Below are 20,791 nucleotides of genomic sequence, written 5' to 3'. Positions count from 1 at the left end.
GCGCGGTGCGCCGCCGGAAGGTGCGTTGCGGGGGATGCGGCGCGAGCGGAAAGGTCACGCTCCACGGACCGCGGACATACGGCGGGACAAGCGGCACTCGGGGAAACCACAGGTGTGCCGTTCGCGGAGACCCGGGATTCCGGGCCGTCAGCCGCCGGAAGGGAAGGGGTCGAACCCCTGAGAAAGATCGGGACAGGCGTCGGATGAAAAAACGCGGACTCTGTGTCCCCACACTTAGTGTAGCACGAGCGTCGCCCGGGCTATTCCACCTCGATGCCGTACTCCTGCACGAGCTCGACCAAACCGCCCGCCCCCTCGTACCCCTTGCCGCCGGGGACGAAGTCCCAGTCGCCGCCCGCACGGCGCCGGAAGGAGCCCAGGACCAGGGCGGTCTCGCCGGGGCGGCCGTCGGAGACGTCGAGCCGGTCGGCCTCGCTGCCGCTGGGGTCGGTGAGCCGGATGCAGGCGTCGGTGAAGCCGGTCAGGTCGTCGTCCGGGTTCACCTGGGGGTCGACGGCGGCGACCAGCACCACCCGGTCGGCGGCCGCCGGCAGCCGGTCGAAGGCGACCCAGATCGCGGCCTTGTCGCCGCCGACCCCCGGCATCATCCGGACCGTCCCGTCGGGCGTGGCGGGGTTGTTGTAGAAGACGAAGTGGTCGTCGCCGAGTACCCGCGACCCGCGGCAGACCAGCGCGCACACGTCCAGGGCGACCGGCCCCGACCACCGCATGCCGAGCACGCTCACGTCGTCGGCGTCCTCGTCCAGCGCCGAACCCGCCCGGCCCGCGGGGGAGTTCGCCTCGGCCGCCGGCCCGCCGCCCAACCGCCCGGCCAGGCCGTGCTGGTGGAGCAGTTCCACCAGGTCGGTGCCCGAGACCAGCGTCAGCGGCTTGCCGTTGGCGAAGGCGTGCGAGGTCGGGCCGAACCCCGAAGTCGTGATCAGCACGCCCTTGTTGGCGCCCTGGTCCTGCACGGTGCCGTACAGGTCGCGCACCGCGGTGGGCGCGACCGTGTTGCGGTACCGCTTGACCTGCACCACGATCTTGCCGCCGCGGATCGGGTCCGGGTCGAGCGCGTCCACGTCCACCCCGCCGTCGCCGGAGCGCACCGTGGTGACCGCGTGCATGCCCATGGCCCGGAACAGCTCGGCGACCAGCTCCTCGAACTCCAGCGGGTCCATCGTCAGCAGGTCCGGCTCCTCGCCGCCGCCGTGCGTGACCGCCTCGCGCCCGGCCTGGCCCGGCACCCGCGCCGGCGGCACCGCGGCCCGCCGGTCCGGGCGCGGCGACAGCTGCCCGCCGAGCCCGTCCACCAGGCAGTCCACCGCGTTGACCTGGGCGAGGTTGACGGCCGTGAAGTCGGCGCGGGAGGCGAGCACGGTGGCCAGGAACACCGGCGTGCGGTGCCCGGTGGCCGGGTCGGTGTCGTCCACGAAGCCGTTGAGCGCCACCGACTCCAGCAGGCCGAAGCTGTCGGCGCCGAACACCTCGCGCAGCACCAGCAGCATGACCTGGGCGAGCACGTCCCGGTAGGCCGCGCGCCGCTCGGCGACCGGCCGCGCCACCTCCTTGTCCCGGTCGGCGCCGGGCATGTAGCGCACCATCGCCGCCTCGGGCACCACCGCGAAGGACGGCAGCTCCCAGTTGAGCACCAGCCGCCGCTCGGGCGCCTCGAAGGTGGCCGCCACCTGGCGTGGCAGGCCCTCGGGGAACGCTTGCGAGGCGTACAGCGCGCCGGTCAGGTAGTCCTCGATGGCGTCCGGCTCGCCGCGCCGCAGCCGGGCCAGCGACTCCTGCACGCTCGCGTTGTGCCGGCGTATCTCGGCCAGCCGCTGGTCGGCCCAACTGCGGTACCGGCGGCTGTAGTCGGCCAACTGGGCCTGGCGCTGGGCCTCCGCGGCCTGTGCGGCCCGCAGGTCGTGCTCGTATGCCTCGCGGGCGGCCCGCTGGTCGCGGCCGCCGCCCAGTCCCCAGCCCTGGCGCTGCGCCGGGAGGTAGTCCCGCAGCTCCGGCATCGGTACCGGGGTCGCGAGCGGGCCGGGCGCGAAGGGCTCGACCTGCTCGGGCAGGGCCAGGGCGGCGGGCGTGAACACCGGGGCCCGGCAGCCGGCCTGCAGCAGCCCCGTCAACTCCGTGAACCGGCGCTCCAGTTCGTCGGTCGCCCGGCGGGCGTCCTCCTCGCGGCGGTGCCGGTAGGCGGCCCGCTGCTCGCGCTGCGAGCGGGCCAGCGCCTGCTCCGCGGCCCGCTGCTGCCGCTCGGCGTCGCGCTGCTGGCGGAGCCTCGCCCGGTGCTGCGCCTCGGCCTGCCGCTGCTGCTGGCGCTGGATCTCGGCCCACGTGGAGACCAGACCGGTCGAACGACGGCTCATGCGGTGAAGCTCCCCCTCGGCGGCACGACGCAGCGGCGGTCCCGGTGCGCGCCCCCCAAGGCCCCGGCCGAACCGCCGATCACCCGAGCGTACCCCTTGGCCAGGGGATTCCGTACCGGTTCGTCGCGCTCGCGCGGGTGGCGCGGGACCCGTCCGCGGGCAGCCGGGAAACCGTCCGCCGCCGTCCGCGGCCCCCGCGCACCGACGCTCCGTCAGTCAGCCGCCTGGCACCCTCAACTCTCCGCGGAATCGTGGCCTTTGATGCCGCGCCGCCGCAGCAGCACCACGCACACCGCCGCGACCAGCACCAGCGCCCCGCCGATGTACCACGCGGTCGTGGAGGCGGTGTCGGAGTGCGCCGAGACCGGGCCGGCCGGCTCCTCGCGGGGCGCGCCGGGATCGGCGGCCGACGCCGAGGACGTGGACTGCCCGGCCGGGGCCACCCCGGCGTCGGCCGGCCGGTCGGGGGCGGCCGCGTTGAGGGTGCCGACCGCCGAGGTGTGGTCGGCGGCGGCGAAGCCCCAGTCGAGCAGCTTGGTGGCCTCGGTGTAGACCGCGTTGTAGACGCCCGACTGCGGGTTCATCACCGAGACGATGATCGTCCGGCCGTCCCGGCGGGCCGCCGCCACCAGCGTGTTGCCCGCGTTCGTCGTGTAGCCGTTCTTCACGCCGATCAGGCCCGGGTAGGCGGTGACGCCCTTCTCGCCGGTGAGCAGCCGGTTGGTGTTCTCGATGCCGAAGGAGGCGACATAGGTGCCGTGGTCGTCGTAGCCGCCGGGGAACTGCGAGTCCTTGGTGGCCGCGTAGCCGGCGAAGTCCGGGTTGTCGAGGCCGGCCCGGGCGAAGACGGCCAGGTCGTACGCGGAGGAGACCTGGCCGGGCTCGTCGTACCCGTCGGGGGTGACGACGTGGGTGTCGTTCGCGCCCAGCATCCGTGCCTTGGCCTGCATCTGGGCGACCGTGTTGGCCACCGAGCCGTTCATGTTCGCCAGCACGTGCACCGCGTCGTTGCCCGAGGCGAGGAAGACCCCGCGCCACAGGTCCGCCACCGTGTAGGTCTGCCCGGGCTGCACCCCGACCAGGCTGCTGCCCTCGCCCAGCCCCGCCAGGTCGGCCTGGGTGACCTTGTGCTTGAGGGTCGCCGGGAAGCGCGGCATCACCGTGTCGGCGAAGAGCGTCTTCAGCGTGGAGGCCGGGGGGAGCTTGCGGTGCGCGTCCTTCGCCGCCAGCACCTCGCCGGTGCGGGCGTCGCTCACCGTCCACGACAGCGCCGACAGCCCCGAGGGCAACGCGGGCGCCCCGGCCCGCGGCGCGACGTGCACGCCGGGCTCGGACAGCAGGGCCGTGGCGCTGCCGGCCCGGGCGGCGTCGGACCGGTCCGCCGAGGAAGCCGCGGAGGTGGCCTGCCGGGCGGACCCGCCCGTACCGCCGGTTCCGCTGTTCTCGCCGGCCAGCGCGGGCCCGGCGGCCAGCGCCGCCAGGCAGCAGGCGGTGGCGAGCGCGGCCGCCTGCTGCCTGGCGGTGGGGAGCGGGTGCGGCAGCGGCGGGCGGCGGAACCGGCGGTAGGCGTTCATGTGCTCACCGTAAGAACGCACCGGGCCGGTGGCGCGGTGACGCCGCCCATCACGGTGAGCGGGCCGCGCCTGCGGGTGACGCTCTTCCCGCCAACCGGACGTACCGTCACATCATCGAGCCGCGCCCGCGCCTGACCTCCTGTCGGGGGCGCCGTGCAGCACACCGGCCAGCAGCCGGTAGGACTCCAGCAGCGCCGCGCGGTCGTAGGTGCTGGTCGTCACCAGGAACTCGTCGGCCCCGCTGCGGGCGAGCAGCGACTCCAGCGCGTCGGCCACCGCATCCGGGGTGCCGTGGATGTGGCCGGCCAGCGCCTGCTCGAAGCGGGCGCGCTCGGCCGGGGCCATCGTGCGGGCCTCGATCGCGGCGGCGGGGGAGAGCGGCGGGAAGACCCCGTGGGTACGGGACCAGGCCGTCGCCCACGCCTCCGGCAGCAGCAGACGGTAGGCCTCTTGCGGCGTCGCAGCCACCGCGACCGTGCCGGAGAGCACCACGTAGGGCCGCTCGGCCCACGGCGAGGGGCGGAAGGCGGCGCGGTAGCGGTTGACCGCGCGCAGCATCTCGTCCTCGCCGCGGATGCCGCCGATCACCAGGGGCAGGCCGTGGGCGGCCGCCAGGTCGGCGCCGCTGCCCACGGCGAGCAGGAAGGGGGCGGGGCGCAGCCCCTCCGCGGGCCAGGCGTGCACCTCGGGGTACGCGCGCTGGCTGCCGTCGAACCAGCCGAGCAGCTCGGCGATCAGGTCGCCGAAGGCGTCGGCGGCCTCCTTGCCCTGGCCGAGCGCCTTGCGGACACCGCCGGTGAACCCCACCGAGCGGCCCAGGCCCATGTCGATCCGCCCCGGGTGCAGCGCCTCCAGCACGCCGAACTGCTCGGCGACGACGAGCGGGCGGTGGTTGGGCAGCATCACCCCGCCGGTGCCGACCCTGATCCGCGAGGTCGCCGCCGCCACCGCGGCCGCGAGCACGGTCGGCGCCGAGCCGGCCACGCCGGGCACGCTGTGGTGCTCGGAGACCCAGAAGCGGTGGTACCCCAGTGCCTCGGCCTCGCGCGCGAACTCCACGGTGTCGCGCAGCGCCTGCGCCGGGGTGCCGCCCTCGCGGACGCGGGAGCGGTCCAGGACGGAGAACGGTGTCTGATGCAGCAGACGGATCATTTCTCGTCCAACGTCCGCGTTGCGCCGGGTAGTCCCACCTGTGCGGATGCGGGCGCTCTTGTGGCGGGGTGGGGCAGGGCCTATCTTGGCCCCGCCCGGGCAGGCCGGGTGTCACGGGTGCACAGGCCCCGAGGGGGCCGTCCCTGAGAGGACGCGCGTTATGGCCTTACGCGGACGCCACCGCCGTTACCGCCCGAGCCGGGTCTCGCAGGCATCGCTGACCGTCACCGCGGGCGGCGCCGGGCTCGCCCTGCCGCTGGTCGGCATGACCAGCGCGCACGCCGCCTCCGCGGGGGTGTGGGACAAGGTCGCCAAGTGCGAGTCCTCGGGCAACTGGTCGATCAACACGGGCAACGGGTTCTACGGCGGGCTGCAGTTCGCGGCCGGCACATGGAAGGCGTACGGAGGCACCGCCTACGCCCCCAGGGCGGACCTGGCCAGCAAGAGCGAGCAGATCGCGATCGCCGAGAAGGTGCTCGACGCGCAGGGGCCGAAAGCCTGGCCGGTCTGCTCCCGCGAGGCGGGGCTGACCCGCGAGCCCGCGACCGCCTCGCACACCGTGCATGTGGCGGCGGCGAAGCCGAAGGCCGTGAAGAGCGTGCAGAAGGCGGCGCACGAGGCGGCGCCGAAGAAGCCGGAGGCCGCCGAGCCGAAGACCACGCGGTCCGCGAAGCCGAAGCAGCCCGCGAAGCCGGCCGTCGCTCCCACCCGGGAGAAGGCCGACCCCTACACCGTCGTCCACGGCGACACCCTCTCGCAGATCGCCGAGGAGCACGCGGTCAAGGGCGGCTGGCCCGCGCTCTACCGCGACAACCGCGAGGTCGTCGGCGACGACCCCGACCTGATCTTCCCCGGCCAGCACCTGCACCTGGCCGAGCCCGCGGGCGGCAGGCACTCCGCGCACTCCGCCGCCACGGCGACGAAGCCCAAGCCCGCGACCCACCCGGCCCCCGCCAAGCACCACGAGGCGCCCGCCGAGCACAAGACGGACGCCAAGGCCGCCCACAAGACAGCCCCGAAGACCACCCACAAGGCCGCGCACACCACCGGCTGGACCGTGCCCGTCCACGCCGCCATAGGCACCGGCTACCACGTCGGCGGCGCGAGCTGGGCCAGCGGCTACCACACGGGCGTGGACTTCCTCGTCGGCACCGGCACCGCCGTCCACGCGGCCGCTTCCGGCACCGTGGTCACCGCCGGCTGGGGCGGCTCGTACGGCTACCAGGTCGTCATCCGGCACGCGGACGGCTACTACAGCCAGTACGGCCACCTGTCGCAGATCTCCGTGAAGGTCGGCCAGCACGTCAACGAGGGCCAGCGGATCGCGCGTTCGGGCGCGACCGGCAACGCCACGGGCCCGCACCTGCACTTCGAGGTGCGCACCGGGCCGGTGTACGGCGACGACGTCGACCCCTTGCGGTTCCTGCGCTCGCACGGCGTCAGCGTCTGACCGGCGGCTCGGGTGCGCCGGATCCGTCGGCCGCGCCTGCTGTGTCCGCCGTACCCGCCCGGCGGACGAACGCGGCCAGCAGCGGCAGCGCCAGGGTGAGGCACAGGCCCGCGTAGAGCCAGCCGCCGAGCACGTCGCTGGGCCAGTGCACGCCCAGGTAGACGCGGGTGAAGCCGATCGCGGCCGCGGCCAGGACGCACACCGCCGCCCCGAGCCGGCCGGCGAGCGGCGGCAGGGCCCACAGCAGGCCCCAGGCCAGCAGGCCGGCCGCCATCGCGCCGGAGGAGGAGTGCCCCGAGGGGAAGGCGTGGCCCGTCACGGGGGTGGCCCAGTCGGCCGCCGGCGGGCGGGGCCGGGCGAAGGCGGCCATGAGCGCGGTGCGCACCACCTGCTCGGCGAGCAGCGCCAGCACCGCGAGCAGCGCGGTGGGCACACCGGTCCGCAGCCATCCGGCGCGTCTGCCGGCCAGCAGCCCGCCGGCCGCCGCGGCGAGGTACGGGTACGCCCCCGTCCCGGCGTGGGTCACCCCGCGGGCGGCCACCACCCACCCGTGCGGCCGGTGCGCGACCGCCCAGTGGTGCGGCCCGGTGTCGAAGCCGTACGGGTGCCCCTGCCGCAGGTTCACCACGGCCGCCACGACGGCGAAGCCGGCCCCCAGCAGAACCGCGAGCAGCAGAACCGCCCGGGTGTAAGGGGTGCGGATACGTCCCGGCACGGAGAGTGCGGGTTCGGCGGGTCCGGGCTCGGGCTCGGGGTCGCGTGAGGAGCCTGTGGGGTGGGGTTCCGGGGTGCCCGCGGGGTCCTCGGGCTCGGAGGTGGGCGCCGGGTGCACGGGCTCCGGTCCGGGGGCGGTGGGGTCGCGGCCGGCGTCGTGCGCGGGGTCTGCGGACTCGGGCTCGGGGGTGTGCCGCGGGTGCCGGGTCATCGCGTGGAGTCGGTGCCTTTCCCCGGCCGGGCCGGGCGGGGAGCCGGGCCGCCGGTGCGGTGTCCGTGCGGGCCGCCCGCCGCCTGCCTGGGCCGCGTGCGACCGCGTCCTGCTGGTCCGCCGGGTCCGCGGACCCTCGTCTCCACGGTACGTCCCGGCCGCCGCCCCACTGTCTACAGGGCTGTCGTCAGTCTACCCGGGTCCGCCGACGACACGGCGGCCGTACCCGGGTCCGAGCCCGGCGTACGGCCGCCGTGGAAGAGAACCGCAGGTCAGCGCTTGGCGGGCACGTTCTCGTGCACCCGCAGCGGGCTGGTGACCGCGACCGGCTCCAGGATCTCCTCGATCTTCGCCAGCAGGTCCGCGTCGAGCTTGACGCCCGCGGCCTTGGCGTTCTCCGCGACCTGCTCCGGGCGGGAGGCGCCGACGATCGCGGCCGACACGTTCGGGTTCTGCAGCACCCAGGCGACGGCGAGCTGGGCCAGCGACAGGCCCGCCTCCGCGGCCAGCGGCTCCAGCAACTGCACGCGCTCCAGCACCTCGTCGCGCATCCAGCGGCTGATCATGTCGGCGCCGCCCTTGTCGTCGGTGGCGCGCGAGCCCGCCGGCGGCTGCTGTCCCGGCTTGTACTTGCCGGTCAGCACGCCCTGCGCGATGGGCGAGAACACGACCTGGCCGATGCCGAGTTCCTCGCTGGTGGGGACGACCTCGCCCTCGATGATCCGCCACAGCGCGCTGTACTGCGGCTGGTTGGAGACGAACGGGATGTGCAGCTCGCGGGCGAGCGCGTGGCCGCGGCGGATCTGGTCCGAGGTCCACTCCGAGACGCCTATGTAGAGCGCCTTGCCGGAGTGCACGACGTCGGCGAACGCCTCCATCGTCTCCTCCAGCGGGGTCGAGACGTCGAAGCGGTGCGCCTGGTAGACGTCGACGTAGTCGGTCTGCAGGCGGCGCAGCGAGTTGGCGATCGACTCGTGGATGTGCTTGCGGGACAGGCCACGGTCGTTGTTGCCGGGGCCGGTGGGCCAGAAGACCTTCGTCAGGATCTCCAGGCCCTCGCGGCGCTCGCCCTTCAGCGCGCGGCCGAGCACCGACTCGGCGCGGGTCTGCGCGTACACGTCGGCGGTGTCGAAGGTGGTGATCCCGGCGTCCAGCGCCGCCCGCACGCACGCCGTGGCGGCGTCCTCCTCCACCTGGGAGCCGTGCGTGAGCCAGTTGCCGTAGGCGATTTCGCTGATGAAGAGGCCGCTGCGGCCGAGGTGGCGATATTCCATGCATGCGACTCTATCCCGGCCCCGCCGCCCCTGACCGGCCGGTTCCCCCTCCCACGACGGCCGCGACCCCTTGTGCGACGGCAGACCCGCGGACACAAGGCGTGCGGGTGCGAGGGGAGCCGCGCGCCGAGCCATGTGCCGGCGGGTGGTCCGGGGCGGACCGGGGCGCCCGTTTCGGGCGGTTCCTTGCGCAAGAACCCACTCAGGCCCGGCGGGGGGACGCGAGGAGGTACGGGGTTGCGGTGCGGGTGCGGTGGAGGGTGGGCTGCCAGCCCGAAGAGGGGAGGAGCGAGGCGATCCGGGCAAGGGCCTGCGGGGCCTGCGACGGGGATGTCCAGGTGATACGGGGGAGGGCGGGGTCCTGGGACGGGGCGACCTGGTAGCCGGGGGAGTCCGGGCGGGCCGGTGGCACCCCCGCTGCTTCGAGCGCCAGCGCCACCGCGTGGACCGCGCGTTCGCGTTCCCACGGCGCGGGCACCTCCGCGGCCCCCGCGCCCAGTACGGACCTGATCTGCAGCAGCCCCTCCCACGCGGCCGCCACCTCGGCCGCACGGCGCGGCGAGGCGGGGACCGCCCCGGAACCGTCGTCCGCCACGAAACCGCCCGCGGCGGGTTCCGTGGGCTCCGCGGGTCCCTGCGGCTCCGGCGTCCGCTGCTCGGCCGCCCGCATCAGCTCCGCCCGCAGCGCCAGCCCCTCGCGGTTCAGGTAGAAGCCATGGTGCCCGGCCCGCCCGTGCCGTACGGCGACCCCGGCCGCCACCAGCGCCGCGCACACCTGCGGCCGCGCGGCCAGCCGCCCCGTCCCGGGCTCCGACTCGACCACGGCCCTGCGCTGCGCAGCCGTCAAAGTCCCCACCCCAGGACCGTACCGCCCCCCACCGTCACCCCCGAACCGCCACAGGCGACCGATCACCCTGTACCGGCCGCGGCACCAGGCCCCCGGTGCCTGACCCAGTCGCCCCCACGCCCTCGAACCCTGGGAAAAGCCGGGGAAAACCGCCCCCCACCGGCCCGGCGCCCGTTGTCGCGCGGGTGGCGACCTAGGATCGGGGGATGCGATTTCGGTGGCCGCGCGGGCGGAAATGGGTCGCGGCGGTGGGGGCGCTCGCCGTGGTGGCGGTGGGCGGGGGAGTGGCGCTCGGCGCGAGCGGGGGCGGCGGGGGAGCCGCCGTACGGGAGAGCGACGCGATGCTCACCGGCGCGGGCGGCGTCAAGCTCGACACCTCCTACTTCACCACCGGCGGCACCCGGCGGCGCCCCGCCGTCCTGCTCGCCCACGGCTTCGGTGGCAGCAAGGCGGACGTGAAGGCGCAGGCCGAGGCGCTGGCCCGGCACGGGTACGCCGTGCTGACCTGGTCCGCGCGCGGCTTCGGCCGCTCCGGCGGGCAGATCGGGCTCAACTCCCGCACCGGCGAGGTCGCCGACGTCAGCCGCCTGCTGGACTGGCTCGCCGAGCAGCCCGCCGTGCAGCTCGACGCCCCCGGCGACCCCCGCGTCGGCGTCTCCGGCATCTCCTACGGCGGCGGCCTCTCCCTGCTCGCGGCCGGCTACGACCACCGCATCGACGCCATCGCCCCCCGCGAGAGCTACTGGAATCTCTCCGACGCCCTCTTCCCCGACGGTGTCTACAAGAAGTTGTGGACCGGCATCCTCTTCTCCGCCGGCTCCCCGGAGACGGCCCTGAACACCACGGGCACGGCCGGCGCTACGGCCACCCCGTCCCCGGGCGGGCAGACCGCCCCCGCCACCGGCCGGAACGCCCCGCCGGGCAACGGACAGGCACCCCCGAGCAGCCGGGCACCCGCCCCCGGCTGCGGCCGCTTCGAGCCCTCCCTGTGCGCCCTCTACACCCGCGTCGCCGAAGCGGGGAAGCCCGACGCCGCCGCCGAAGCCCGCCTTGCCGCCCTCAGCCCTCAGGCCGTGGCGCGCAGCATCGACGTGCCCACCCTGCTCGTGCAGGGCCAGACCGACTCCCTGTTCACCCTCGGCCAGGCCGACGCCGCCGCGAAGGCGATCCGCGCCAACGGCGCCCCTGTGGACGTCGACTGGATCGCGGGCGGCCACGACGGCGGCGACACCGAGCCCCAGCGGATCGACGCCCGGGTCACCACGTGGTTCGACCACTACCTGAAGAAGGACACGGGCGCGGCCACCGGCCCCGCCTTCCGCGTCACCCGCACCGGCGGCCTCGACTCCACCGACGGCAGCGTCGTGCTGCGAGGGGCGAGCGCCGGCGTGTACCCCGGGCTCGACGGCACGGGCAGCGAGCGGATCGCGCTCGGCGGGCGGCCGCAGCAGGTCACCCGCCCGGCAGGCGGCGCGCCCCCGGCGATCTCCGCGGTGCCGGGACTCGGCTCGCTCAGCCAGCTCTCCCAACTCGGCGCGGACACCGGCCTGGCCACCGACTTCCCCGGCCAGACCGCCCTGTTCACCTCGGCCCCGCTGCCGAGGGCGACCACCGTGACGGGCTCGCCGGGCGTCACCGTGAAGGTCGCCACCAGCGCACCCGAGGCGGTCCTGTTCGCGAAGGTCTACGACATCGGGCCGGACGGCAAGCGCACCCTGCCCTCCGGCCTGGTCACCCCCGTCCGGGTGGCCGGCTCCCCGCACGGCACCGCCGTCCGCATCCGACTGCCCGCGATCGACCACGAGTTCGCCGCCGGTCACCGCATGGGCGTGGCGCTGGCCAGCACCGACCTCGGCTACGCGGTCCCCGCCGCGCCCGCCGTCTCCACCGTGGCCCTCGACGGCCCGGGGCTCACCGTCCCGGTCGACCACGCGCTGCACGCGGACGCGGCCTCGGTGCCGTGGTGGGTGTGGGCGCTGCCGCCGGCCGCGCTCGTGGTGGCCGTCGCGCTACTGCTCACCGGCCGCCGTCGGGTGCGGCCGCGGCCGGCCGACCCGGCGCTCGCCGCGGTGCCGCTGCAGATCACCGGCCTGAGCAAGCGGTACGCGAAGTCCGCCGACCGCTACGCCGTGCGCGACCTGTCCTTCCGGGTGGAGCCCGGCCAGGTGCTGGGCCTGCTCGGGCCCAACGGGGCCGGCAAGACCACCACCCTGCGGATGCTGATGGGCCTGATCAGGCCCGACGACGGCGAGATCCGGGTGTTCGGCGAGGCGGTCCGGCCGGGTGCGCCGGTGCTGTCGCGGGTGGGCGCCTTCGTGGAGGGCGCCGGCTTCCTGCCGCACCTGACCGGGCGGCAGAACCTGGACCTGTACTGGCAGGCCACCGGGCGGCCCGAGCAGGACGCCCACCTGGCCGAGGCGCTGGAGATCGCCGGACTCGGCGACGCGCTGCAGCGGGCGGTGCGCACCTACTCGCAGGGCATGCGGCAGCGCCTGGCCATCGCCCAGGCCATGCTGGGCCTGCCCGACCTGCTGATCCTCGACGAGCCGACCAACGGCCTGGACCCGCCGCAGATCCGCGAGATGCGCGAGGTGCTGATCCGCTACGCGGCCGGCGGCCGGACGGTCATCGTCTCCAGCCACCTGCTCGCGGAGGTCGAGCAGAGCTGTACGCACCTGGTGGTGATGGACCGCGGCCGGCTGGTGACGGCGGGCCCGGTGGCCGAGATCGTCGGCTCGGCGGACACCGTACTGGTGGGCGTGGAGGGCGAGATGGAGCAGGGCGTGGTGGACAAGGTGGCCGCGCTGCCCGGGGTCGCGACGGCCGTCCGCGAGGAGGACGGCCTGCTCGCGGTGCTGGACGGGATGACGCCGGCCGCGCTGGTGACCGAACTGGTGCGCCTGGGCGTCCCGGTGGCGCAGGTCGGCCCGCACCGCCGGCTGGAGGACGCCTTCCTGACCCTGATCGGAGGTTCGGCGTGAGCACGGGTACGGACGGCGCGGGGAGCGCGGGCGGCACGGACGCGGCCGGCGGCACGGACAGCACGGGCAGCACGGCCAGCACGGACACCGCGGGCGCGGGCCGTACGGGTACGGGCGTGGCGAGCGCCCTTGTCGTACCGCCCGCCCGCCCTGCCGCTCCCGGGTCCGCCACCGCCCCCGGCTACCGCCCCGGCCGCACCCTGCGGCTGCGGGTGGAGGCCCGGCGCCAGTTGCGGCGGCGCCGCACGATGGTGGTCTTCGGCCTCCTGGTCGCGCTGCCCTTCGTGCTGATGGCCGCCTTCGCCGTCGGCGGCACCCCGTCCGGCAACGACGCAGGCGGCCCGACCCTCATCGACACCGCCACCTCCTCCGGCGCCAACTTCGCGGCCACCGCGCTGTTCGTGTCGGCGGGCTTCGTGCTCGTGGTGCCGGTGGCGCTGTTCTGCGGGGACACCGTGGCCTCGGAGGCCGGCTGGTCCAGCCTGCGCTACCTGCTGGCCGCGCCGGTGCCGCGGGTGCGGCTGCTCGCGGTGAAGCTGGCCGTGGCGCTGGGCTTCAGCGCGGTCGCGCTGGTGGTGCTGCCGCTGGTGGCGCTGGTGGCGGGCGGTGTCGCCTACGGCTGGGGGCCGCTGGAGCTGCCGGCCGGGGGCGCGGTCCCGGCGGGCACGGCGGTGGCGCGGCTCGCGGTCACGGTCGCGTACATCTACGCGAGCCAACTGGTCACGGCGGCGCTGGCGTTCTGGCTGTCCACAGTGACGGACGCGCCGCTGGGCGCGGTGGGCGGCGCGGTCGGGCTGACCATCGTCGGCAACGTGCTGGACGCGGTGACGGCGCTGCACTCCTGGCGCAAGGTGCTGCCCGCGCACTGGCAGTACGCGTGGCTGGACGCGATCCAGCCGACCACCGAGTGGAGCGGGATGGCACAGGGCACGGCGGTGTCGGTCGCGTACGCGGTGGTGCTGGCGGCGCTGGCGTTCCGCGGCTTCCGCACGAAGGACATCGTCTCCTGAGCGGCCGGCTCGCGAGCCGGCCGGGCGCCCGGCATCGCGGTACCCGGCGCTCCTCACGCCTCGGACGGCCCTTCTGAGTGATGGTCAGATGATCGGCCGTTCGGGTAGAACGGCGATCCGACACATGCGGACCTCCTTGTCCTGGGCATGATCCACGGAAGCGGCCATGGCCCCACCCTTCGCGGGCGGTGCCGCGGCCACGCCCGAAGAGCCCTCCACGCAAGGAGAGTCCATGCGCCCATTCCGTCCGCGGCGCCGCGCCGCCGTCGCCGCCGCGGGGGCCGCCGCCCTCACCGCCGCCGCCCTGGTCGCCGCCCCCGCGACCGGCGCGGCCGCCACCGCCGAGCGCCCGGCGCCCGCTGCCAAGCCGGTCCCCGCCGTCACCGGGCACGAACTGGTCAAGGGCGCGAGCAGCCCGCTGACCATCGCGCAGTGCCAGGCGAACTGGGGCATCAACTGCTACACGCCTCTGCAGTACCGCCAGGCGTACGACCTCAACCCCCTCTACCGCTCCGGGGTGACCGGGCGCGGCCGGACGATCGTCATCGTGGACTCCTTCGGCTCCCCGACGATCCAGCACGACCTCGACGTCTACAGCCGGCAGTTCGGGCTGCCGAGCACCGAGGTGCAGGTCGTCAAGTGGGGCCATGTGCCGCCCTTCGACCCGGCCGACGCCGACCAGAACGGCTGGGCCGGCGAGACCACGCTGGACGTGGAGATGGCGCACGCGGTCGCGCCCGGCGCGCACCTGGTACTGGTGGAGACCGGGGTCGCCGAGACCGAGGGCGTCACCGGGCTGCCCGAGATGATGGACGCCGAGAAGTCGCTGATCGACCGCGGTGTCGGCGACGTCATCACGCAGAGCTTCGGCGCCACCGAGAACACCTTCCCGGGCTTCGCCAAGGGCGACTTCTCCAGCATCGAGAACCTGCGGTACGCCTTCCGGGCCGCCCGGGCGCGCGGGGTGACCGTGCTCGCCTCCTCCGGCGACGCGGGCCCCACCGACGCCACCGAGGACGGCACGGCGAACTACCCGTACCCGGTGAACTCCTGGCCCTCGGCCGATCCGCTGGTCACCTCCATCGGCGGCACCCAGCTGCACCTGGACGAGTCGGGCCGCCGCAGCGCGCCGGACTCGGTCTACAACGACTACGGGGCCGGTGGCGGCGGGCAGTCGCACGTCTTCGCCCGCCCGTCGTACCAGAACGGGGTGGCGGGCACCGTGGGCGGCCGGCGCGGCACCCCGGACGTCTCGATGTCCGCGGCGGTGGACGGCGGCGCCTGGGTGTACTCCAGCTACGACCCCACGGCCGTCGGCTGGGACGTCTACGGCGGCACCAGTGAGGCGAGCCCGCTCTTCTCGGGCGTCGTCGCGCTCGCCGACCAGGTCGCCGGGCAGCGGGTGGGCGACATCCACACCGCCCTCTACACGCTGGCCAGGGCCGGCGCCGCCGGCGGGATCGTGGACGTCGCGGACGGCACCGACAACAGCTACGACGGCGTGACCGGTTACACCGCGGTCAAGGGCTACGACATGGCGACGGGCGTCGGCACCGTGGACGCCGCGCGTTTCGTGCCCGCGCTCGCCCTCTTCAGCTGGCTGCACTGAGCCGGAGCGAGGGCGCGGGTCCGCGGTGGGCCAAGAGCCGGCCAATGGCGGGCCAAGTCGCCGCGGTGCCAACGGCGGTATCTGTTAGGAGTCTTGACAGTTGGGTGGTCCCTACCAAGAGTATTGGTCCAGACCAGCACCGGGCCCGCGTGCTGGGACCCCCACCGTCGAAGGGAGCGCGGTCCATGACCGGACCCGTTCGCAGAGCCCCCAAGGCCCGCACGCGCACCCGCGCCCTGCTCACCGGCCTCGTCACCGCGGCGGCCTCCGCCGGCCTCGCGCTGACCGGCGCCGGCTCCGCCCACGCGGCCACCCCGCTGCCCACCCACGTCTTCGCCCCGTACTTCGAGGCGTACAACGGCGACAGCCTCTCCGGCCTCGCCTCCTCCTCGGGCAACAAGTACCTCACCATGGCGTTCCTGCAGACCGCCTCGGCCGGCTCGTGCACCCCCGACTGGAACGGCGACAGCTCCACCCCGGTGAGCCAGGCGAACTTCGGCGCCGACATCGACACCATCCAGGCGGGCGGCGGCAACGTCATCCCGTCCTTCGGCGGGTACGCGGCCGACACCACCGGCACCGACATCGCCGACAGCTGCACCAACGTCAACTCGATCGCCGCCGCCTACGAGAGCGTCATCACCACTTACGACGTCACCCGGATCGACCTGGACGTCGAGGCCGACTCGCTCTCCAACTCCGCGGGCATCGACCGCCGCAACAAGGCCGTCAAGCAGGTCCAGGACTGGGCGGCGGCCAACGGCCGCACCGTGCAGTTCTCCTACACCCTGCCGACCACCACCCACGGCCTGACCACCGGCAGCCTCGGCGACGGCTCCGGCCTGCCGGTGCTGCAGAACGCGGTCTCCAACGGCGTGAACCTCAACGTCGTCAACCTGATGACGTTCGACTACTACGACGGTGCCACCCACAACATGGCCACCGACACCGAGACCGCCGCCCAGGGCCTGCACGACCAGCTCGCGCAGCTCTACCCGAACCGGACCGACGCCCAGCTGTGGAACACCATCGGCGTCACCGAGATGCCCGGCGTCGACGACTACGGGCCGGCCGAGACCTTCACCACCGCCAACGCCACCACCGTCTACAACTGGGCGGTCAGCAAGGGCATCAACACGCTGTCCTTCTGGGCGCTGCAGCGCGACAACGGCGGCTGCCCCGGCAGCAGCGCCTCCGACACCTGCTCCGGCATCTCGCAGAGCACCTGGCAGTTCAGCCACACCTTCGAGCCGTTCAGCGGCGGCGGGAGCACCACCCCGCCGCCCGCCAACGACTTCTCGGTCGCGCTGACCCCCTCCTCCGGCTCCGTCGCCGTCGGCGGCTCGGCCACCTCCACGGTGAAGACCGCGGTCACCGCCGGCAGCGCCCAGTCCGTCGCGCTGAGCGTGTCCGGCGCGCCCGCCGGCGTCACCGCCGCGGTCAGCCCCGGATCGGTCACCGCCGGCGGCAGCGCCACCCTGACCGTGTCCGCCTCCTCCTCGGCGGTCAACGGCAGCTACCCGCTGACCGTGACCGGCAAGGCCGGCAGCACCACCCACACCGCCACGTACACCCTCACCGTCACCGGCGGCGCCAGCGCCTGCACCGCGCAGCCGTGGAGCTCCTCGGCGATCTACGTCGGCGGCGACAAGGTCTCCTACGGCGGCCACACCTGGCAGGCCAAGTGGTGGACCACCGACGAGGTGCCCGGCACCACCGGCGAGTGGGGCGTCTGGCAGGACCTCGGGCCCTGCTGACGTCCGTGTCGGTAGGGGCCGACCAGTTGCTCTCGGTTGCTCCTCACGTGCTGACCGGTCGCTGAGCACCCCCTGACACCCCGGTGCGGACGGTCCCCGCGGACCGCCCGCACCGGGCCGCGCCCTGCCCCCGTTTCGGTGCGGCGCACGCCCATCCCCTAGAGTCTGCCGAAGGTGTCTACGCCCATGTAGTCGCAGCAGACCGAGCACCGCAGAACCCCAAGGGGACGGGAACCGCCCATGAGTGCCATCGGCGTCGGCCAGGCCGTCATTCTCGGCATCGTGGAAGGGCTGACCGAGTTCCTGCCGGTCTCCTCCACGGGCCACCTCAAGCTGGTCGAGGGCCTGATGAACATCCCCGTCGACGACGACTCCGTCGTGGGCTTCACCGCGGTGATCCAGGTCGGCGCCATCCTCGCGGTGTTCGTCTACTTCTTCCGCGACATCGCCCGCTTCGTCGGCGCCTGGCTGCGCGGCCTCACCGACCGCCGGGCCCGCACCGACCACGACTACAAGTTCACCTGGTGGGTGATCTACGCGACGATCCCCATCGTGGTCGTCGGGCTGGCCGCCAAGCCGCTCATCGACGGGCCGCTCGGCTCGCTGTGGGTGGTGGCGGCCTCGCTGATCGTCGGCAGCGGGGTGATGTGGGCCGCCGAGCAGATGGCCCGCTACAAGCGCAGCGAGGCCGAGGTGACCCTGCGCGACGCGATGTGGGTGGGCTGCTCGCAGATCCTCGCGCTGCTCTTCCCGGGCTTCTCCCGCTCCGGCGCCACCATCTCCACCGCCCTCATCCGCGACCTGGACCGCATGGCCGCCACCCGGCTGTCGTTCTTCCTCGGCCTGCCCGCCCTCACCGGCGCCGGGCTCTACGAGCTCAAGGACGCCACCAGCGGGGGTGTGAGCACCGGCGCGCTCGCGGTGGGCACCCTGGTCTCCTTCGTCGTCGCCTACGCCTCCATCGCCTGGCTGCTGCGCTACGTCGCCCGGCACGACTTCAACCTGTTCGTGATCTACCGGATCGTCGTCGGCGTCCTGCTCATCGGCCTGCTGGTCACCAACGTCGTGGAGCCCTGAGCCGGCCCTGAGCCAGGACCCCGCCCCCTCCACGGCCGAGGGCGCGCGGCATAGTTCACGACTTATTTTTTGTTCTGTATTGACTCCTCACTGGTCTGGACCTACGGTCCAGACCACATCGCGATCCCCCCCCCACAACGCGACCGAGGAGCCCCGTGTGACAACGGTTTCCCCCACCTCCGCCCGCCCCCGCCGGCACCGCAGACGGACCGCCGCCCTCGCGGCCGCGCTGCTGCTCCCGGCGGGCGCCGGCCTGGCCCTGATCACCGCGAGCGGCGCCGGCGCCGCCACCATCCCCACCTCCCCGGCCACCGTCGTCAACGCCGGCAGCGGCAAGTGCGTCGACGCCCGCGCGGCCGCCACCGCCAACGGCACCGCCGTGCAGCAGTACACCTGCAACGGCACCGCCGCCCAGTCCTGGCAGTTCACCGCCACCGACAGCGGCTACTACCGGATCGGGGTGTCGAGCGCTCCCAGTCAGGTCTGGGACGAGACCGACGTCTCCACCGCCGACGGCGCCCTGACCCAGCTGTGGCTCTACGGCGGCGGCGCCAACCAGCAGTGGCAGCCCGTCGCCGAGTCCGGCGGCACCTACCACTTCGTCAACCGCAACAGCGGCAAGTGCCTGGACGTGCCCGGCGCCTCCACCGCCGACAGCGTCCAACTCGAGCAGTACACCTGCAACGGGACCGCCGCGCAGTCCTTCACCATCGGCGGCTCCGGCGGCGGCACCACCCCGCCGGCCGGCACCCCGGACTTCGGCCCCAACGTCACGGTGTTCGACCCGTCGATGTCGACGTCCGCCATCCAGTCGACGATCAACTCGGTCTACAACGCCCAGGTCAACAACGAGTTCGGCACGCAGCGCAACGCCCTGCTCTTCACCCCCGGCACCTACAACGTCGACGTGCCCGTCGGCTACTACACCCAGGTCGCAGGGCTCGGCCTCAACCCCGACCAGGTGAACATCACCGGCGGCGGCGTCCACGTCTCCGGCCACACCAGCGACGGCAACGCCACCCAGATCTTCTGGCGCGACGCCGAGAACATGTCCGTCACCCCCAGCTCCGGCAGCACCATGTGGGCCGCCTCCCAGGCCGACCCGTTCCGCCGGATGGACGTGCACGGCGGCATGCTGCTCTACGACAACACCCACGGCACCTCCACCAACTGGTCCAGCGGCGGCTACATCGGTGACTCCCGGATCTCGGGCACGATCACCTCCGGCACCCAGCAGCAGTACCTCACCAAGGACACCGCCATGGGCGGCTGGTCCGGCAGCAACTGGAACATGGTCTTCGTCGGCGACAACGGCGCCCCGGGCAACAGCTTCCCCAACCCGCCCTACACCACGGTCGCCCAGAGCCCGACGACCAAGGAGAAGCCGTTCCTCTACGTCGACTCCTCCGGCGCCTGGCAGGTGTTCGACCCGGCGCTGCGCACCAACGCCCAAGGCCCCAGCTGGACCAACGGCACCCCGGCCGGGACCTCGATCCCGATCGACCAGTTCTACATCGTCAAGTCCGGTGACACCGCCACCACGATCAACGCCGCGCTCGCCGCGGGCAAGAACCTGATCATCACCCCGGGCGTCTACCACCTGTCGGCGCCGCTGAACATCACCCGCCCCGACACCGTCGTGCTCGGCCTCGGCCTGGCCACCTTGGTGCCCGACAACGGCGTCACCGCGATCACCACCGCCGACGTCGACGGCATCGACATCGCCGGCCTGCTGATCAGCGCCAACACCACCAACTCCGCGACACTGATGCAGATCGGCCCGTCCGGCTCCACCGCCTCGCACGCCGCCGACCCCACCGTGCTGCAGGACGTGTTCTTCCGCGTCGGCGGCGACATCGCCGGCAAGGCCACCACGACCCTGGTGGTCAACAGCGCCAACGTCATCGGCGACGACCTGTGGCTGTGGCGCGGCGACCACTCCAACGGCGTGGGCTGGAACACCAACCCGGCCCAGCAGGGCCTGGTCGTCAACGGCGCCAACGTCACCATGTACGGCCTGGCGGTCGAGCACTACGAGAAGTACCAGACCACCTGGAACGCCAACGGCGGCCGCGTGTACTTCTACCAGAGCGAGACCCCGTACGACGTGCCGGACCAGGCCAGTTGGACCACCAGCGGCGGCGACCTCGGGTACGCCTCCTACAAGGTGGCCAACTCCGTGACCACGCACGAGGCGTGGGGCGTCGGCATCTACGCCTACCTGCGCGACCACCCCGACCTCGTCCTGGGCCACGCGATCGAGACCCCCACGACCTCGGGCGTGAAGTTCCACGACATGGTCACCACGGTTCTCGGCGGCGCGGGCAACATCAACCACATCATCGACAACTCGGGCGCGGCGGTGACGGCCAGCCACACCCACGAGACGCTGACGAGTTACCCGTAGAACCCGTATCAGCGGTTGAGTTCAGCGATTGAGTCGCAGGGGGCGGCCGGTGTCGAAAGGGAGAACACGCGCAGGCCGTGAGGAACGATCGGCCGAGCATGATCGACCGTCGACACCGGTTGAAGCCCCCGGAGCGAAAGAGCGGAAAAGAGGGGGGGAGGGCCGGTCGGCAGGGGGGCGCTGCTTCCGCCGGCCGGCCCTTTCCCGTGCAGCGGGCAGGGGCGGGCGGCCCGTTCAGGCCGTCGCGTGGAGGGCGACCCGCTGCTCGCCCGCGTACACGTTCATGGAGGTGCCGCGGAGGAAGCCGATGAGGGTGAGGCCGGTTTCGTGGGCGAGGTCGACGGCGAGGGAGGAGGGGG

The 20,791-nt window shown here is 73.9% G+C and carries 14 protein-coding genes; 7 read left to right on the top strand and 7 right to left on the bottom strand.

The window, feature by feature from the left end; all coding sequences use genetic code 11:
• Positions 1 to 260: 260 nt before the first annotated feature.
• From BLR33_RS29740 to BLR33_RS29730, 3 genes are all read right to left on the bottom strand, one after another.
• A complete protein-coding gene (locus BLR33_RS29740) occupies positions 261 to 2,369 on the bottom strand; it encodes a restriction endonuclease (RefSeq protein ID WP_176930614.1) in 2,109 nt (702 codons plus the stop codon).
• Positions 2,370 to 2,602: 233 nt separating this feature from the next.
• Entirely contained in the window at positions 2,603 to 3,943 is a 1,341-nt protein-coding gene (locus tag BLR33_RS29735; RefSeq protein ID WP_093787749.1) for a D-alanyl-D-alanine carboxypeptidase family protein, read from the bottom strand.
• 111 nt (positions 3,944 to 4,054) lie between these two features.
• On the bottom strand, positions 4,055 to 5,095 hold the full coding sequence (locus BLR33_RS29730; RefSeq protein ID WP_093787748.1) for an LLM class flavin-dependent oxidoreductase: 1,041 nt from the start codon (positions 5,093 to 5,095) through the stop codon (positions 4,055 to 4,057).
• Between the two features lie 160 nt (positions 5,096 to 5,255).
• On the opposite strand from BLR33_RS29730, the gene BLR33_RS29725 reads away from it, so the two are divergent.
• Positions 5,256 to 6,545 (top strand): transglycosylase family protein, encoded by a 1,290-nt coding sequence (locus tag BLR33_RS29725; RefSeq protein WP_093787747.1) that lies wholly within the window; start codon positions 5,256 to 5,258, stop codon positions 6,543 to 6,545.
• Here BLR33_RS29725 and BLR33_RS29720 read toward each other — a convergent pair.
• The 3 genes from BLR33_RS29720 to BLR33_RS29710 form a co-directional block, all read right to left on the bottom strand.
• On the bottom strand, positions 6,535 to 7,470 hold the full coding sequence (locus BLR33_RS29720) for a phosphatase PAP2 family protein (RefSeq protein ID WP_093787746.1): 936 nt from the start codon (positions 7,468 to 7,470) through the stop codon (positions 6,535 to 6,537). The two genes, BLR33_RS29725 and BLR33_RS29720, sit on opposite strands and share 11 nt — an antisense overlap.
• A gap of 272 nt (positions 7,471 to 7,742) precedes the next feature.
• The gene (locus tag BLR33_RS29715) at positions 7,743 to 8,744 is read right to left on the bottom strand and encodes an aldo/keto reductase family protein (RefSeq protein WP_093787745.1); all 1,002 of its coding nucleotides are present in this window, start codon (positions 8,742 to 8,744) and stop codon (positions 7,743 to 7,745) included.
• Between the two features lie 202 nt (positions 8,745 to 8,946).
• Positions 8,947 to 9,600: a hypothetical protein gene (locus BLR33_RS29710; protein WP_143031786.1), complete on the bottom strand. Its 654-nt coding sequence runs from the start codon at positions 9,598 to 9,600 to the stop codon at positions 8,947 to 8,949.
• A 197-nt stretch (positions 9,601 to 9,797) separates the two neighbouring features.
• Here BLR33_RS29710 and BLR33_RS29705 point away from each other — a divergent pair, with 197 nt between their 5' ends.
• The 6 genes from BLR33_RS29705 to BLR33_RS29680 all read left to right on the top strand — a co-directional run bounded on the left by BLR33_RS29705 (position 9,798) and on the right by BLR33_RS29680 (position 20,432).
• On the top strand, positions 9,798 to 12,572 hold the full coding sequence (locus BLR33_RS29705) for an alpha/beta fold hydrolase (RefSeq protein ID WP_093787743.1): 2,775 nt from the start codon (positions 9,798 to 9,800) through the stop codon (positions 12,570 to 12,572).
• A 116-nt stretch (positions 12,573 to 12,688) separates the two neighbouring features.
• Positions 12,689 to 13,582 carry an ABC transporter permease gene (locus BLR33_RS29700; RefSeq protein WP_107408938.1) on the top strand — a complete coding sequence of 298 codons (894 nt, stop codon included), beginning with the start codon at positions 12,689 to 12,691 and terminating at the stop codon, positions 13,580 to 13,582.
• A 232-nt stretch (positions 13,583 to 13,814) separates the two neighbouring features.
• Complete coding sequence (locus BLR33_RS29695) at positions 13,815 to 15,191, top strand: S53 family peptidase (RefSeq protein ID WP_093787742.1); 1,377 nt, start codon at positions 13,815 to 13,817, stop codon at positions 15,189 to 15,191.
• A gap of 185 nt (positions 15,192 to 15,376) precedes the next feature.
• A complete protein-coding gene (locus BLR33_RS29690; RefSeq protein WP_093787741.1) occupies positions 15,377 to 16,948 on the top strand; it encodes a chitinase in 1,572 nt (523 codons plus the stop codon).
• Between the two features lie 240 nt (positions 16,949 to 17,188).
• Entirely contained in the window at positions 17,189 to 18,025 is an 837-nt protein-coding gene (locus BLR33_RS29685) for an undecaprenyl-diphosphate phosphatase (RefSeq protein WP_093787740.1), read from the top strand.
• A 157-nt stretch (positions 18,026 to 18,182) separates the two neighbouring features.
• On the top strand, positions 18,183 to 20,432 hold the full coding sequence (locus BLR33_RS29680) for an RICIN domain-containing protein (RefSeq protein WP_407639740.1): 2,250 nt from the start codon (positions 18,183 to 18,185) through the stop codon (positions 20,430 to 20,432).
• 234 nt (positions 20,433 to 20,666) lie between these two features.
• Here the strand turns inward: BLR33_RS29680 and BLR33_RS29675 are convergent.
• The coding region (locus tag BLR33_RS29675) for a formate dehydrogenase accessory sulfurtransferase FdhD (protein WP_176930612.1) at positions 20,667 to 20,791 on the bottom strand (125 nt) is incomplete at its 5' end.

Source organism: Actinacidiphila guanduensis (genome assembly GCF_900103985.1).
Taxonomy (GTDB): domain Bacteria; phylum Actinomycetota; class Actinomycetes; order Streptomycetales; family Streptomycetaceae; genus Actinacidiphila; species Actinacidiphila guanduensis.
This window is presented reverse-complemented; position numbering and strand designations above follow the sequence as displayed.

Coding starts and splice junctions, on each gene's coding strand:
- BLR33_RS29685 (WP_093787740.1), top strand. CDS start 17,189: ATGAGTGCCATCGGCGTCGGCCAGGCCGTCATTCTCGGCATCGTGGAA.
- BLR33_RS29730 (WP_093787748.1), bottom strand. CDS start 5,095: ATGATCCGTCTGCTGCATCAGACACCGTTCTCCGTCCTGGACCGCTCC.
- BLR33_RS29695 (WP_093787742.1), top strand. CDS start 13,815: ATGCGCCCATTCCGTCCGCGGCGCCGCGCCGCCGTCGCCGCCGCGGGG.
- BLR33_RS29705 (WP_093787743.1), top strand. CDS start 9,798: ATGCGATTTCGGTGGCCGCGCGGGCGGAAATGGGTCGCGGCGGTGGGG.
- BLR33_RS29725 (WP_093787747.1), top strand. CDS start 5,256: ATGGCCTTACGCGGACGCCACCGCCGTTACCGCCCGAGCCGGGTCTCG.
- BLR33_RS29715 (WP_093787745.1), bottom strand. CDS start 8,744: ATGGAATATCGCCACCTCGGCCGCAGCGGCCTCTTCATCAGCGAAATC.
- BLR33_RS29690 (WP_093787741.1), top strand. CDS start 15,377: ATGACCGGACCCGTTCGCAGAGCCCCCAAGGCCCGCACGCGCACCCGC.
- BLR33_RS29720 (WP_093787746.1), bottom strand. CDS start 7,470: ATGACCCGGCACCCGCGGCACACCCCCGAGCCCGAGTCCGCAGACCCC.
- BLR33_RS29735 (WP_093787749.1), bottom strand. CDS start 3,943: ATGAACGCCTACCGCCGGTTCCGCCGCCCGCCGCTGCCGCACCCGCTC.
- BLR33_RS29740 (WP_176930614.1), bottom strand. CDS start 2,369: ATGAGCCGTCGTTCGACCGGTCTGGTCTCCACGTGGGCCGAGATCCAG.